15 protein-coding genes and 1 pseudogene are annotated in these 15,592 nt (G+C 42.2%); all 16 read left to right on the top strand.

The features are described 5' to 3' along the window. The first annotated feature begins 13 nt into the window (after positions 1 to 13). Positions 14 to 1,417, top strand: coding sequence for an APC family permease (locus tag BFM96_RS09985; protein ID WP_068993709.1), 1,404 nt, complete (start codon positions 14 to 16; stop codon positions 1,415 to 1,417). A 199-nt stretch (positions 1,418 to 1,616) separates the two neighbouring features. Continuing rightward, a complete protein-coding gene (locus BFM96_RS09980; protein ID WP_068993708.1) occupies positions 1,617 to 2,549 on the top strand; it encodes a S41 family peptidase in 933 nt (310 codons plus the stop codon). A 154-nt stretch (positions 2,550 to 2,703) separates the two neighbouring features. Continuing rightward, positions 2,704 to 3,147: a GNAT family N-acetyltransferase gene (locus tag BFM96_RS09975; RefSeq protein ID WP_068993705.1), complete on the top strand. Its 444-nt coding sequence runs from the start codon at positions 2,704 to 2,706 to the stop codon at positions 3,145 to 3,147. Further along, positions 3,137 to 3,595, top strand: coding sequence for a GNAT family N-acetyltransferase (locus BFM96_RS09970; protein WP_068993702.1), 459 nt, complete (start codon positions 3,137 to 3,139; stop codon positions 3,593 to 3,595). Before BFM96_RS09975 ends, BFM96_RS09970 begins: the two co-directional genes overlap by 11 nt. A gap of 163 nt (positions 3,596 to 3,758) precedes the next feature. Further along, entirely contained in the window at positions 3,759 to 3,995 is a 237-nt protein-coding gene (locus tag BFM96_RS09965) for a DUF2829 domain-containing protein (protein ID WP_067088403.1), read from the top strand. Further along, complete coding sequence (locus BFM96_RS09960; protein ID WP_068993699.1) at positions 3,988 to 4,686, top strand: 3-oxoacyl-ACP reductase; 699 nt, start codon at positions 3,988 to 3,990, stop codon at positions 4,684 to 4,686. Before BFM96_RS09965 ends, BFM96_RS09960 begins: the two co-directional genes overlap by 8 nt. Positions 4,687 to 4,798: 112 nt before the next feature. Further along, positions 4,799 to 4,942: a hypothetical protein gene (locus BFM96_RS11160; protein WP_145939731.1), complete on the top strand. Its 144-nt coding sequence runs from the start codon at positions 4,799 to 4,801 to the stop codon at positions 4,940 to 4,942. Further along, positions 4,939 to 5,682: pseudogene (locus BFM96_RS09955) on the top strand (GNAT family N-acetyltransferase). The gene BFM96_RS11160 and the pseudogene BFM96_RS09955 overlap by 4 nt, the downstream one beginning before the upstream one ends. A gap of 18 nt (positions 5,683 to 5,700) precedes the next feature. Continuing rightward, positions 5,701 to 6,435 (top strand): 16S rRNA pseudouridine(516) synthase, encoded by a 735-nt coding sequence (locus BFM96_RS11155; protein WP_068993696.1) that lies wholly within the window; start codon positions 5,701 to 5,703, stop codon positions 6,433 to 6,435. A 3-nt stretch (positions 6,436 to 6,438) separates the two neighbouring features. After that, entirely contained in the window at positions 6,439 to 6,888 is a 450-nt protein-coding gene (locus tag BFM96_RS11150) for an ASCH domain-containing protein (RefSeq protein ID WP_068994323.1), read from the top strand. A 329-nt stretch (positions 6,889 to 7,217) separates the two neighbouring features. Next, positions 7,218 to 9,041, top strand: a complete 1,824-nt coding sequence (gene lepA / locus BFM96_RS09940) for a translation elongation factor 4 (protein ID WP_068993693.1) — start codon at positions 7,218 to 7,220, stop codon at positions 9,039 to 9,041. Positions 9,042 to 9,565: 524 nt separating this feature from the next. Continuing rightward, on the top strand, positions 9,566 to 9,814 hold the full coding sequence (locus tag BFM96_RS11555) for a DUF3977 family protein (RefSeq protein ID WP_145939757.1): 249 nt from the start codon (positions 9,566 to 9,568) through the stop codon (positions 9,812 to 9,814). Between the two features lie 384 nt (positions 9,815 to 10,198). Then, positions 10,199 to 10,663: a GNAT family N-acetyltransferase gene (locus BFM96_RS09930; RefSeq protein WP_068993687.1), complete on the top strand. Its 465-nt coding sequence runs from the start codon at positions 10,199 to 10,201 to the stop codon at positions 10,661 to 10,663. 867 nt (positions 10,664 to 11,530) lie between these two features. Then, positions 11,531 to 12,028 carry a YkgJ family cysteine cluster protein gene (locus tag BFM96_RS09920; RefSeq protein WP_068993682.1) on the top strand — a complete coding sequence of 166 codons (498 nt, stop codon included), beginning with the start codon at positions 11,531 to 11,533 and terminating at the stop codon, positions 12,026 to 12,028. Between the two features lie 514 nt (positions 12,029 to 12,542). Beyond that, positions 12,543 to 13,427 carry a DUF4300 family protein gene (locus BFM96_RS09915; protein WP_068993679.1) on the top strand — a complete coding sequence of 295 codons (885 nt, stop codon included), beginning with the start codon at positions 12,543 to 12,545 and terminating at the stop codon, positions 13,425 to 13,427. A 283-nt stretch (positions 13,428 to 13,710) separates the two neighbouring features. Further along, positions 13,711 to 15,591, top strand: a complete 1,881-nt coding sequence (locus tag BFM96_RS09910; RefSeq protein ID WP_068993675.1) for an Eco57I restriction-modification methylase domain-containing protein — start codon at positions 13,711 to 13,713, stop codon at positions 15,589 to 15,591. The last annotated feature ends 1 nt before the right edge of the window (position 15,592 follow it).

The following is a 15,592-nucleotide window of genomic DNA, read 5'->3' as shown; positions in this document are numbered from 1 at the left end:
AAAGGAGAAAGATATGCACATTTTTAGAAAAAAAGATGTCAGCCAAGACCGAACGGATATGAAGCGGCATCTCAAGATTTATGATTTGATTGTACTGGGGATTGGTGCCATGGTGGGGACAGGGATTTTCACCATTACAGGGATTGGAGCGGCTCAGTATGCAGGCCCAGCTCTCATTATCTCGATTATTATTTCAGCTTTGTGTGTCAGCATTTCAGCCTTGTTTTTTGCTGAATTTGCCTCACGTATCCCTGCGACGGGTGGGGCCTATTCCTACCTCTACGCTGTTTTAGGGGAGTTTCCAGCTTGGCTGGCTGGTTGGCTGACGATGATGGAGTTTATGACGGCTGTCTCTGGTGTGGCTTCTGGTTGGGCAGCTTATTTAAAGGGGCTCTTGGGAAATTTCGGAGTGAGCTTGCCTACGGCACTGAACGGCACCTTTAATCCTCAAGCAGGGACTTATGTGGATTTGTTGCCAATTGTTGTGGTGGCTCTGGTGACAGGTGTGGTATTGCTAAATTCCAAGGCAGCGTTGCGTTTTAATTCTGTTTTGGTATTGTTTAAATTTTCAGCTCTTGCCCTCTTTATCATTGCTGGTTTCTTTTTCATCAAGCCTGAGAATTGGTCTGATTTTGCACCCTTTGGCTTTGGACAAATCTATGGAGGCAAGACCGGAATTATGGCAGGTGCCTCGATTATGTTTTTTGCCTTTTTAGGCTTTGAATCGATTTCTATGGCTGTGGATGAGGTCAAAGACCCTCAAAAGAATATTCCAAAAGGAATTGTTCTCTCGCTTAGTATCGTGACAATCTTGTATGCCTTGGTGACCTTGGTCTTGACAGGGATTGTTCATTACAGCCAATTAAATGTGCCGGATGCTGTGGCGTTTGCTCTTCGGAGTGCAGGCCTTGACTGGGCAGCCAATTATATTTCGGTTGTCGCTGTTTTGACTTTGATTACAGTTTGCATTTCCATGAGCTATGCCCTTTCTAGGATGATTTACAGTGTGGCTCGTGATGGTCTCTTACCTCGTTCTTTTGAACAATTAACCAAGACCAGCAAGGTTCCAAAGAATGCAACGATTTTGGTAGGGGTAGTTTCTGCCATTTGTGCAGGGATTTTCCCACTAGCAAGTATTGCGTCCTTTCTGAACATTTGTACGCTGGCTTATCTCATTATGCTGGCCTATGCGATCATCAAGCTCCGTAAGGATCAGGGAGAGCCTAAAGAAGGGCAATTCCGTACCCCTTTGGTTCCGTTTTTGCCGATTTTGTCTATTGTTATCTGCCTCTCGTTCATGACCCAATACAGTGCCGATACGTGGATTGCTTTTGGACTTGCCCTGATTATCGGAACGCTGATTTATGCCTTTTATGGCTACCAGCATTCAGAAGTCAATCGTGAAAATCAATCATGATGGTGAAAAAAATTTAGCTGATAGGTTAGATTGATTAGGTGCTTAGTGATGGATTTTTTAGAAAAAAATGGTTAAAAAGTTGGAGTGTTTGCCCAGCTTTTTTTCTTACAGAATTGTAAGAAATCCTTAGAAAATGTAAGCTCAAGTTATGGAGTGCCTTTTCTTTTTGAGGTATACTCAAAGAAAAGGAGGTGGCACCATGAAAAAAGGATGTGTCGGCTGTTTGACGGTGGTGGCAATGGTATGTTTGGCCTTGATTGGGCTCTTTTTCTACCTAGCTCCTCGTTATGGGGTGACGATTGTGCGTCCAAGTCCTGTGCAGTATGCAGAGAGTGCCCTGTATCGGATGCATTTTGGCTTATATGCGGATGAAGAGTTTCATAAAGCCGAGGAGACTGTACGGGGACAATGGAGCCAAATGAAGCGATATGAAGATACTTATCCCTTGCTGAAAGACTTGGCACAAAAAGCTGGGGGCAAGCATTCTCACTTTTACACGCCAGAAGAAGTTAAGGTTCTCCGAAAAAGGAAGAGTGAGTTGCCGGAAGTGCGAAGAGAAGGTGAATTTCTTTTGCTAACCTTGCCTTCCTTTTCAGGAAATGAAAAGCAAGCGGCTGCTTATATAGATAAGATTGCAGGAGTCATCGCCCAAGATGTGAAGGGGATCATTGTGGATGTCCGTCACAATAGTGGCGGCAGGTTGGATGCGATGGCAGCGGGATTTGACGTTTGGCTGAGAGACAAGACGCTGTTTGAGATTGTTTATAGTGAGCAGCAGTCCTCGAAAGTAAGTTTGGAAAATCTTAGAGAGATAAAGGGAACGACCAAAAACAGGAAGGAAGTTCCGATTGCTATATTGATGAGTGCTGAGACGGCGAGTTCTGCGGAAATCTTGATACTTGCCTTGCAGCAACTGCCTCAAGTGAGGACTTTTGGCCAAGCCACTGCAGGCTACACGACTTCTAACATGTCTTATCCCATGTATGATGGGGCGGAGCTTGTCCTAAGCACAGGGCGAATTAAGGATAGTACAGGGCGGATCTATGAAAATCATCCTCTAGAGCCGGACGTGGAAACCCAGTCCCCCTTAGAGGATGCTAAACAATGGCTGCAAGAAGTAGCAGGCAACTAAATCTATCTGACAGTGGTTTGAAAGCGATAGTTGTCCATTTTTTTCTTTAGCAGTCAGTCGTCACACGAGGATGAGAAGGGTGGGTCTTTTCCTCGTTTTTTCTTGCTACAAAAATGCTCGCTTCTATGCTATAATAAAGACTGGAGGTGAGTTCATGATTCGACCAGCACAGGAACGAGATGGCAAAGCAATTTGCCTCCTCAACGCTGATAGTTTAGGATATGATTTTCCGCTGGAAGCTACGCAGAAGCGGTTAAGGGACTTACTCTTACGTGAGGAGCATATCATTCTTGTCTGTGAAGAGGAGGGAGAAGTTGTGGGCTACGCTCATGCTACTGCCTATGACTGTCTGTATGTTGAGCCTTTGCTGAATTTACTCGCTTTGGCAGTCAAAAAAGAAGCGCGCGGGAAAGGTCATGCACGTGCTTTGATAGAAGGTATCAAAACGATAGGCAAAAAGGCAGGCTATCATGGCTTACGGATTAATTCTGGTATCATGCGAGAAGGAGCTCACGAATGTTACCGCAGACTTGGTTGTGAAGAAAAAGCAGACCAAAAACGATTTTTCTTACGATGGGAGAGAGCAGATGAAGATTGAGCTATTAAGCCAAGAGCATGCTATGGAAATTGCGAACCACTGGCACTATCCAGCTCCGTATGATTTTTATGATTTAGAAAATGATCTAGAAGATTATCAGGAGATGGTGAACTCGGATTTACGAGGAGACAACTATTACCAAGTGCTGAGAGATGGCAAGCTTTATGGCTATTTTACAGTCAATACAGATGGAGCGGTTCTTGAGTTGGGTCTAGGAATGAAACCTGAGTATTGTGGCAAGGGAGAGGGAAAAGCCTTTATGCAGGTGATTTTGGACTACTGTTCTATCCACATACCAAGCAAGGTTGTGTCTCTTTCAGTGGCGGATTTTAATGCTCGTGCTCAGCAACTCTATCTGAATATGGGCTTTGAATTTGTCCAGCGAGTACCGATGGAAAGCAACGGCGGTATTCATCTTTTTGTCAAGATGAAAAAGGAACTGGAGTAAGGGAAGTTTGCTAGAAATGGGCGCGTGAAATTCATTTCAGTAGATAGATTATAAAAATTCCAAAAGATAAAGGAGTTATCCAGTAACTTCTAATCAAAAATAGAAAAGAAGGTTGTGAAAACCTTTTGAAATCAAGGTTTATAGCCACTAAAGGAGAAAAAATATGACATTTGAAGACATTTTACCGGGACTAAAAGCTAAGAAGAAATACGTCCGTACAGGCTGGGGCGGGGCTGAAAACTATGTCCAACTCTTTGACACGATTGAGCAAAATGGTGTAGCACTTGAAGTAACGCCCTACTTTTTAATCAATGTGTCAGGCGAGGGTGAGGGTTTTTCTATGTGGAGCCCGACACCGTGTGATGTCTTAGCGACAGACTGGGTGGAAGTCCATGACTAAGAAAGTCCTTGTAACAGGGGTCTCCTCAGGCATTGGACGGGCTCAGGCTCAGCTGTTTTTGGAGCATGGCTATGAGGTCTATGGTGTCGATAAGGGAGAAAAACCCTTATTAGTCGGTGCCTTTCATTTTCTAAAACTTGATTTACGGGATAACTTAGTGCCGCTTTTTGACTGGCTACCAGAAGTGGATATTCTCTGCAATACCGCTGGGAAATTGGATGCTTACAAGGCACTTTTAGATACGAGTGAGGAAGAAATCGAGGACATCTTAGCTATTAATCTGCTTGCGACCATGCGGATTACCCGTTTTTATTTGACAAAGATGCTGGAAAAAAAGGCAGGTATCATTATCAACATGTGCTCGATTGCTAGTTTCCTAGCAGGTGGCGGTGGTGCAGCCTATACGACTAGTAAGCATGCCCTTGCAGGTTTTACCAAGCAGTTAGCACTCGACTACGCAGACAAGGGTATTCAGGTCTTTGGCTTAGCACCAGGTGCGATCAAGACAGCCATGACGGCTAGTGACTTTGAAGAAGGAGGCCTCGCAGATTGGGTTGCGGCTGAAACGCCGATTAAGCGTTGGCTAGAGCCAGAAGAAATTGCTGAAGTCACCCTCTTTTTGGCCAGCGGAAAAGCTAGTGGTATGCAGGGGGAAATCCTCAAGATTGACGGTGGCTGGAGCTTAAAATAAATCAACTGGGAAAGACAAAAAAGTGACAGGATGATGTTTTGAGTAACGGCAAACCAGGGAGATTCTATGGGCAATCGATGAGCCAAAAGCAGTCATTCAAATCGTGTACGGCATGATTGAGCATATCGAGCGAGACGATGCTTCTGCTTGTTTTTCAATCAAGCAGGTTATGCAGTGGTCGGTCACGACCATGTGGGATAAGGAAGAAGTCATGCAAGGCATCGTGAGTTGGCTAAATGGAGTGATAGAAACATGAAAGAACACGCAGTAAGAACAATTCCTGCCTTTCAATCTTGGCAGAAAAATATGGTTCACTATGGACTAGCGTCAGGGGTGGGGAGATTGTTTTCGGATGATAGTGAACGGAGCTTTCTATATGATTTGGGAAATTTCCTTTTTCTAGCAGGCGAAAGTAATAAAACTCTTTGGACTACTTACTGAGACACGTATGACTTGATGCATAAGATTATCATTTCTGAGGAAGCAGATTGGCAGGAGATGTTCCAAGAGGAAACGAGCGTGAAGTGTTTTACTCGCTATGCTTTTCAGGCTCAAGCGGATGTTGATGTGAAGCACCTAGCCCAGCTTATCCAAGCTCTTCCTCAGCAAGCAGAGATACAGGCGATTGATTCCGAGATTTTCAAGCGTCTGCAAGATGAGGTTTGGTCTGAGGATTTAAAAGGTGCTTGGCAGACCTTTTCAGACTTTCAAGCTGCAGGTGGATATGGCTTCGTGGTGATAGGTCAGGAACGTGTCTGTGCAGGGATTTCGACTGGCTTGGTCTATCAAGGAGCGATTGAAATTGAGATTGCAACGGCTCCTAATCATCGACGACAAGGGTATGCTCGTAGTTTAGCAGCGCAGATGATGTTGGAATCTTGTCGAAGAGGAGTATTGCCCTTGTGGGATGCACATAATGAGGCCTCGAAAAATTTAGCAGAACAGCTTGGCTATCGCTTTCTCTTTGAGTATAAGGCCTATGAAAAAGATAGATGACGAATATAGAATAGATCCATGCGATTAGATAAGTGTTTAGAAAAGGCGGGCTTGGGTTCGCGTAAGCAGATTAAAACTTTGCTCAAAAGTCGGCAGGTGACGGTGGATGGCATGTTTGCTACGACTGGTAGTCAAATTGTGGACCCTGGTTTGCAGGTCATAGAGGTGGGTGGGGAAAAGGTGGGGCTTGAGTCAGCTGTTTATTACCTACTCCATAAACCCGCTGGGGTCGTCTCTGCCGTATCAGATGCCACACACCAGACGGTGATTGACCTCATTGCAGAAAAAGACAGACGAGCGGGACTCTATCCAATTGGTCGATTGGACAGGGATACAGAAGGGTTGTTGCTCATTACCAATAATGGCCCCTTGGGCTTTCGGATGCTCCACCCCAAGTACCATGTGGACAAGGTCTATGAGGTGGAGGTGAATGGCTTTTTATCTCCTGATGCGGTAACCTTTTTCAAAAATGGGGTAGAATTTTTAGATGGAACGGTTTGCCAACCTGCGATTCTAGAGATTTTGTCAGCAGATATTTCCTTTAGTCGTGCAAGAATTCGGATTTCAGAAGGAAAATTTCATCAGGTCAAAAAGATGTTTTTAGCCTACGGAGTCAAGGTGACCGCCCTTAAACGCATAGGCTTTGGTCATTTTGTCTTAGAGGAGGAGCTCCCAGTGGGAGCTTATCGTACCTTGACTGAACAGGAAAAGCAGTATATCGTAGAGCATTTTATGAAACATAAGGAGAAATAAATGATGACAGCAGAAGAAATGTGGGCGGCTTACCGCCTTCTCAATCCTCAGATTGGAGAGGATATCGATGCTTGGCAGTTTGGAGTTGAGCCAGATTTACTGGCTGATTTGGTCCTGCGAGGGGAGAAAACTGCAACAGCTTCAGCCTACGAACTCTATGAATTAGATGCAGAGCCACTTCCTCAAGTTGGTGAACTGGATGTGATTTTAAATGCAGACAATCAAGCAGTTTGCATCATCAAGATTTGTAAAGTCAGCATTGTACCGTTTGAAGAAGTAAGTGAGGCGCATGCCTTTAAAGAAGGAGAAGGCGACAAGTCCTTGGCCTATTGGCGTAAGGTACATGAAGCATTTTTCCGTCCTTATTTTGAGGAAGTTGGGTTGACGTTCACAGAAAAAACCCCACTTGTCTTAGAGGAGTTTGAAGTTGTTTATCCCTTGAAACATGAATAGTAGTTCTTTATCAATGATAGCTGGTCGCTGTAAAACCAGATTTTGGAGAGGAATAAAAGATTTCCTCTTTTTTATATATAATGTAATAAGAATTCATTATTTGAAGTTTTCATCTTTCGAAATCCAAATGCGCATTCTTATAATGTTATAGGAAGCGTGTCGTTTTTATAAGAAATTCAAAGAAGCCTTATCTTAACGATTATTGGATTTTTGAACTTCTGCTTGTAGGTTGATTGAAGGAAAGATTCTGAAAATTTGCTAGATAGTGAGTGGAAAATTATACGATAGATGTGATATAATAAAGGGAATACCCTAAAAGGATGAGACAGATGAACTTAGAAGATTTAAAGAAACGCCAAGAGAAGATTCGGAATTTCTCGATTATTGCCCATATTGACCATGGGAAGTCGACCTTGGCAGATCGGATTTTAGAAAAAACAGAGACCGTTTCCAGCCGTGAAATGCAGGCCCAGTTGCTGGATAGCATGGACTTGGAGCGTGAGCGTGGGATTACCATCAAACTCAACGCTATTGAGCTCAACTATACTGCAAAAGACGGGGAAACCTACATTTTTCACCTGATTGACACCCCGGGACACGTCGATTTTACCTATGAAGTATCGCGGTCGCTAGCTGCCTGTGAAGGTGCGATTTTGGTCGTTGATGCGGCGCAGGGAATCGAAGCCCAGACGCTTGCGAATGTCTATCTAGCCCTTGATAATGATTTGGAAATCCTACCGATTATCAATAAAATTGACTTGCCAGCGGCAGATCCAGAACGGGTTCGTCAAGAAATCGAAGATGTGATTGGTCTAGATGCGAGTGAGGCAGTGCCGACGTCAGCCAAGGCAGGAATCGGAATTGAAGAGATTTTAGAGCAAATTGTAGAAAAAGTCCCTGCTCCGTCAGGAGATGTGACAGCACCTCTCAAAGCCTTGATTTTTGACTCAGTCTATGATGCCTACCGTGGGGTTATCCTGCAAGTGCGGGTCATGGACGGCGTGGTTAAGCCTGGGGACACCATTCAGATGATGAGCAATGGCAAGACCTTTGATGTGACAGAGGTCGGAATTTTCACTCCTAAAGCTGTCGGTCGCGATTACCTTGCAACAGGAGATGTTGGCTATATTGCAGCCTCAATCAAGACCGTTGCTGACACCCGTGTCGGTGATACTGTCACCCTAGCGACCAATCCAGCGGATGCCCCACTTGAAGGCTATAAGCAGATGAATCCCATGGTCTTTGCAGGGATTTATCCGATTGATTCCAACAAATACAATGACCTGCGTGAGGCGCTTGAAAAATTACAGCTCAACGATGCCAGCTTGCAGTTCGAACCAGAAACCTCTCAGGCACTTGGATTTGGTTTCCGATGCGGATTTTTGGGCTTACTCCACATGGATGTCATTCAAGAACGGATTGAGCGAGAATTTAATATTGACTTGATTATGACAGCACCATCCGTAGTGTACCATGTCAATATGACAGACGGTGAGACCATTGAAGTTTCCAATCCATCTGAATTTCCAGATCCAACTAAGATTGATAGTATCGAAGAGCCATATGTCAAGGCCCAAATCATGGTACCGCAGGAATATGTCGGAGCTGTTATGGAATTGGCACAGCGTAAGCGTGGCGATTTTGTGACCATGGATTATATTGATGATAACCGTGTCAATGTCATTTATCAAATTCCGCTTGCCGAAATTGTCTTTGATTTCTTTGACAAATTAAAATCCTCAACGCGTGGTTATGCAAGTTTTGACTACGAAATTTCAGAATATCGTCCATCGAAATTGGTGAAAATGGATATTCTCCTGAATGGTGATAAGGTCGATGCCCTCAGCTTTATCGTCCACAAAGAATTTGCCTATGAACGTGGAAAATTGATTGTCGATAAGCTCAAGAAGATCATTCCACGCCAGCAATTTGAAGTCCCAATTCAAGCCGCTATCGGACAAAAAATCGTTGCACGGAGTGACATCAAAGCCCTCCGTAAAAACGTCTTGGCCAAATGTTACGGAGGAGACGTCTCACGAAAACGCAAACTCCTTGAAAAACAAAAAGCCGGGAAAAAACGCATGAAAGCCATCGGAAGCGTCGAAGTCCCACAAGAAGCCTTCCTAAGCGTCTTGAGCATGGATGATGAATAATGGGAGCGGGACAAAAATCGTGATTTCGTAGAAATCGATTTTGTCGTCCCACCCCCGCAAGGTTGATTAGGTTTGTAGAATGTTGATTTATCAACGTTCTACAAACCAGACAACTACTGCGTCAAACTGTTAAAGCTACAAAAATAATGGAGGCAAGGACTTTTGTCTCAGCCTCATCCCGAGCTCGAAAATAAAAGTGCGAGGCAAGTCTGGCGTGCTATTTTATCCCGAGCTAAGAAACCCGAAAGCACGGTAAGTCCGGTAGCCTGTTTATCCGAGTTCGAAAATAAGAGAGCGAGGCAAGTCAAGTAGCCTGTTTATCCTAAGCTCGAAAATAAGAGAGTGAAGTCACGCCAGGGGGCTGTTTTATCCTCGCTCTCAAAAATAGGAAAGCGATGTTCAGTCCAGTCGAGCATGTTTCCTTAAGTGCAAGCGTAGGGTTCTAAACCTAGAAGTAGAAACGTGAGGTAGGAATAGTGACCCAATCTAAACAAGGTCAAATGAAGGGCTCAGAGTAGTGTTCCATTTTTATTGAAATAGGTTTTGACCCAGATAATCATCTCTTAGGATTTGGAATCAGCACAGAACTGAAATTTGAAGATAGAGAAGTCCGAAAAAGAGGTCTCGTCGCAATGAGCGTATGGCAAGACCTCTATTTGCGTTTGTGGATAGGAAAGCAGGTGCATATTTTATCGATAAAAGAAGGTTACAAGTGTCAGATAAAAACCAGAAAAAATGTGAAGTTTGTGCTAGGGATAAAAGGGAAGCCTTAAACGAGATTGGGAGTGGGAAAGGACTAAAAACCATTGAAAGAATTTGGTTTTAAGATTCCATAGTTCCCCCTTCGCCCAGTTGATTAGACTGTTTTTAGAGTTTTACAAGCGAAGGTTAGATGGATTAATTACCATGTTAGTCTATTGTTGAAAATTTTAAGAACCTGTATTCGCAATATCATGATGCCTTTAAAAGACGACCAATATGTGATCATTTCATAAAGGTGGCTTTTGATGATACTGATTTTTTAGTATCTTAGGAAGCCGAATTGTGAAATGATCACAAAATCGTCTTGTTTTTAAGTTCCTGTGATGGTGTAAATACAGATTTTAATAAGTAAAGCTAAACTTGAACTTAACCTTAAATAGAAGTGGAGGAAAGAAATGATTAGAGAAGCGAAAGTGACGGATATTCCTATTATGTTGAACTTGCTGGAGCAGATTTTACAGGTTCATCATGCGGTACGACCGGACTTGTTTCAAAAAACGGGACGGAAGTTTCAAGAGCAAGATTTGCTAGAGATGCTGGAGAATCCGAACCATTTAATTTTTGTGTATGAAGATGAGCAAGGGGAGGTCTTGGGTCATTTATTTTGTCAGCTAAAAAAGGCTGATTCAAAGGTTTTGGTACCAGTTCAAACCCTGTTTATTGAGGATTTGTGTGTGGCTGAGCATGCGCGTGGACAAAAGATTGGTCAAAAACTCTATCAATTTGCCGAGGAATTGGCTCGTGAAAATGGCTGCTATAATCTCACGCTGAGTGTGTGGAATGACAATGGAGGGGCACTGCGCTTTTATGAACAGTTAGGGCTCACCTCTCAATCCACCATCATGGAGAAAATATTGTAGGCTGAAAGGGAGCAAAGAACGTATTTTAGAACTTTTTTTGAGGTTTCAAGAAGGTGCTAGACTATTCCAAAAGCAAGTCGCTAAAGAATTTGGTAGGGGTGAAAAAACCATTCAGAGAGATATTGCCTTTCTCAGTGATTTCTAAAGTATCAGCCGAGTATGGATGTCGAACAGGTGTATGCTCCTAGGGATTACTGCCGTTATTTACAAGGACATTCTTGATTTTATACAAAGAATATCTTAGTGATTTCGAAGATTTTATTGGAAAATCGGAGGTTTCACAGTTTAGTAGCAGAATTTAAGACCAGCTTAGATAAGATGAAAAAATGGTATGAAAAAGATTGACATGAACTTGATCATATACGTTTGCTACATTCGAAGTAGATATGAAAGATCAGGGTGGGAGTTTCCGCCCTCCCTGCTACGGAGAAATTAGGAAAATTTGATAATTCATTGTACATGCATCCAGTCAAGAACTTGTAAAGCAATTGCCATCAAGTGATTGGAAATTTCTGGGGCAATCTGTTGATGTCTATTTACTAGACGATGCTGAGAAAGGCTTTGTAGATGCTCAAGCTATGGAAGGTTTATTTCCTCTCATGAAACATTTCCATGATTGTGGCAGACAAATGGTCTCAATCAGTCGGTGGGCAATAAAGGATTTGGAAGAGTTAGACGGAAAGTGACGGGAAGTGTGAAGAACTTGCTCTTATTAGGTGATTGATGAGAAGGAAATGGTGAACTTCTTTGTCCGAAAAATTTTAAAAAAACTATAGAGAGAAAGACGAATATTTGGTTTAAAAAAGCTGTTAAAACGAGGAAAAATTCGCTATAATAGGGTGGAAAAACAAATCAGAAGGTAAGGATATGGTCCAAGTACAGATAGACATTGAGCATTATAAGCAATTAGCCCAGCAAAAGCAGGGTGAGCACCGTAAATTTTTAGCTGGCTTAAAGAAAAAAGCGCCCAAGGATTTGGACAAGATTGTGCAACAAGTCCATCAAGAGGTTTTTGAGGAGATTGACTGTACAGCCTGTGCCAACTGCTGCAAGAGTTTGGGGCCGCTCTTTACGGAGGCGGATATTACCCGCATTGCCAAGCATTTTCGGATGAAACTACCTGTCTTTGAAGATCTCTATCTCAAGGTCGATGAGGATGGGGATAAGGTTTTTCAAGCCATGCCTTGTCCATTTTTAGGAGAGGACAATCTGTGCAGCATTTACGATGTTCGCCCCAAGGCTTGTCGTGAATTTCCCCATACAGACCGCAAAAAAATCTACCAAATCAACCATTTGACCATCAAAAATACCCTGACCTGCCCTGCTGCTTATCTCTTTGTGGAGAAATTGAAGGAGCGGTTGTGAGAAGAAAAGTCCTATTCTTTAATTACAAATTAAATGACATAAGAAATGGATTAAAAGCTCTTGAAATCGCTTGGTTTCAAGAGCTTTTATAGTAGATTGAGAAAGGAAATAGGACAAGGCAAGGAGCGGCAGATAAAACTAGCGTTCATCAAAGTGGCTTAACGATGTCCTAACCTTTATTCAAGTCACTATAAATAGTGATAGAATGACGAGTGTCAGCCATTCGAGTAGAAAATACGGCTAAAGTTTGATACAATAGGCCTATACTCGTCATAAGAATAGCCTTCGTGTTGGAGAGTAATACTCCTCAAAAATCAAAATCTGACATCGTTATCCTTGCGTTTTTTAGTACATAAGCTACGCTAGTTTTATCGAACACCTCCCACAATTCTCGATTGCAAGGTGCGAGCTGCGCTCGTTTTATTTCCAGCTTCCACAATTCTCAATTGTGGAAGCTAGTCAGATGTTGATGGTTATAGAGTATCAGAAAGAAATAGATAAAGAGGAAGAATAGATGAAAAAAGTTTTCAAAGGAGTAACATTTGGTTTTTGTGTAGCAATGCTTTTAGGCTTGAGTGCTTGTTCGCAGGCACAAAAAACAGCAGAATCACCAGTTACCAAAGAAACAACCGCAAGCAGTTCGCAGCAAGAAATGCCACAATGGGTAGCGACCTATACAAACTTAGCTAGTCGGACCAGTGTCGAAGATGTGCAGGCTTTGTTATCGACTCATTTGAATAAGGACAGTGTGGATGCTTTCTTTAAGCTTGTGAATGACTACAACGAAATTGTCGTTTCTGCAGGTTTACAAGGTGATTTTGCTCCTTTTAGTAAAACAGAGTATGACGTTGAAAAAATCAGCAACCTATGGACCGCAAAGCACAGTGATTTTGTGGGAACCAACTGTCGGATCAATAGCTATGTGCTGTTGAAAAACAAGATGGACATTCCCCCAATTGAAAAAGATGATGCGTTGCTGTTTATAGACAATGATGCAATTGAAAGCGGAAAGCTCTTTGACACAGAAGATAAAGAAGCCTTTAATCGATTGTTCTCAAGAGTGAAGACAGAATCAACGACGGATGTAAAGGTTCATGCGAAAAAAATGGAAAACTTCCTTTCACAATTCAAGTTTGACGACAAGGCAAGAATGCTTTCTGTCGTTTTGCACGATAACTTGGATGGAGAAGCACTCTTTATTGGTCATGTCGGTGTGTTGGTACCAACAGATGCGGGCTTCTTATTTGTAGAAAAGCTATCCTTTGAGGAACCCTATCAAGCGATTAAATTCGAGACAAAGGAAGATTGCTACCAGTATCTATTGACAAAATATGCAGATTATACTGGAGAAGGATTGGCAAAACCATTTATTATGGACAACAACAAATGGGTACAATAATTTACTCATAAATAAAAAAACAGGAGTTCAAGTGTGATTGCCCCTAAAAGTTAGAGTCAAAATCTAACGCTTGGGGTGTAGTTCATTCAGTGAACTCTTGTTTTTTATACTTCTTTTGAAACGGCTTCTTGTACTGTTCTGACAAATCGCTGTAGGACAAAGAAATCTACATGGCATAAAAAGGAAAAGCTAATCAGAATAGGACGATTGTCACGAACAGCTTTTTTCACTTGTCTTATTTTATGATATAATGAGAACTAAGAACACGATAAAGAAAGGAGCGATGATGGCACAGATTGATATTAGTGAAGAAGGCTTAGCGAAAGAGTCTAAGGAATTGCTGTCGGTACTGCTAAAGGACAGGACAACCAACAAGTCGATTGTCTGGGCGACACACTCCTATGAATTTTTGGGTAGAGGATTTGGTGTGGCAGATAGCATGACACCGAAAAGGATTACAGGAGGCTATGCTAATCTCATCCAACCACGATCAGAGAAGTCAAAGGCAGAGCAAAAAGACCGCACGAAAGTACGTGCAGAAGTCTTTACCCCGACTTGGTTAGTGAAGATGCAAAACGGGTACGTAGAAGACGAGCTGGTTGGAACAACTCTTGAAGAGTATGTCGATACCAAATGGTTAGAAATTACCTGTGGTGAAGCACCTTACATGGTCAGCCGTTATGATGCAGTGACTGGAGAAGAAGTCCCCTTAGAAGAGCGTGTGGGCTTTTTAGACAGAAAGCTTCAGCGGATTAGCCGTGAGGTATCTGATGAAGCTGCGTTTTTCCAACTAGCCCTGCGTGCCTATCAGGCTTCCTACGGCTATGAGTATCAGGGGGATTCTCTCTTATTAGCGCGTGAAAATTTACTAGCAAGTTTTGACGATTACTATGTAGCGAAGTTTCACCATGCGCCAACTCTCGCTCAAAAAACAGAGATTGCCACGATTATTTCCTATAATGTATTCCAGATGGACGGTTTGGAGCAGACAACGCCTTTTTCTGCAACAGCACCAAGAGCTGTTCAGCTAGATCTCTTTGAAGAAATAGCAGAGCTCGATCCCTTACCCATACCTAAAGAAACAAAAATCAAAGATTGGAAAACAGGAAAAATGATAGGTTTTCAGCGCCTATCTAGCGAGGAATTAACAATGAAATTTGATGTTGTAATTGGCAATCCACCGTATCAGGAGGAAGGCGGGGCAAGAGACGAACCGATTTACCACTATTTTATGGATGAATCTTATAAGTTGGCTAAAAAATCTTGCTTAATTACTCCAGCACGTTTTCTTTTTAATGCAGGGCAAACACCGAAGCCATGGATGAAGAAAATGCTTTCTGATAAACATCTAAAAGTGTTGTCATATAAACAAAAGAGCAATAAAGTCTTTCCAGATACAGATATAAAAGGTGGCGTTGCGATTACTTATCGTGACGAGACAAAAAACTTTGGAGAAATAGGTGTCTTTACTCATTTCGAAGAATTGAATCAGATTGTTAAAAAAGTAATGACAGTCTCTGGATTTTCCCCTTTTTCAGATATTGTCTATCCACAAGGTATATATAAATTTTCAAAAAAACTGTTTGAGGACTTTCCTCAAGCATTGGAATTACAAGGAAAAGGAACAAAAAGTAAGATTGTTTCTAAGTCATTGACAGCACTGGATTTTGTATTTTCAGATAGTCCTGAAACTGGCAAAGTGAAATTACTTGGAAGAATTGGTACAGATAGAGTCTATAAATATATTGATGTTAGGTATATAGATTTTCCAGAAACGTTTGAGAATTATAATGTTTTTGTTCCTGAAGCAAATGGAAGCGGTGCCTTAGGTGAAGTGTTATCTACACCCCTAATCGGGGAACCCCTAATCGGGCATACAGATACTTTCTTATCTATTGGTAATTTCAAATCAGAATTTGAGGCAAATTCTTGTCTAAAATATGTAAAAACTCGTTTTGTAAGAGTTCTGTTAGGCGTTCTAAAAATCACTCAACATAATTCACGAAACACTTGGGCAAAAGTCCCTCTCCAAGACTTTACGGTCAATTCGGACATTGATTGGTCACAATCAGTGGCAGATATTGACCGACAATTATATCGAAAATATAAGCTTTCACCAGAAGAAATCGCCTTCATCGAGACGAAAGTAAGGGAGATGGAATAAG

The organism is Streptococcus himalayensis, from assembly GCF_001708305.1.
Classification (GTDB): Bacteria; Bacillota; Bacilli; order Lactobacillales; family Streptococcaceae; genus Streptococcus; species Streptococcus himalayensis.
Note: the sequence above shows the minus strand (reverse complement) of the source record. Positions and strands in the feature narration are given on the sequence as shown.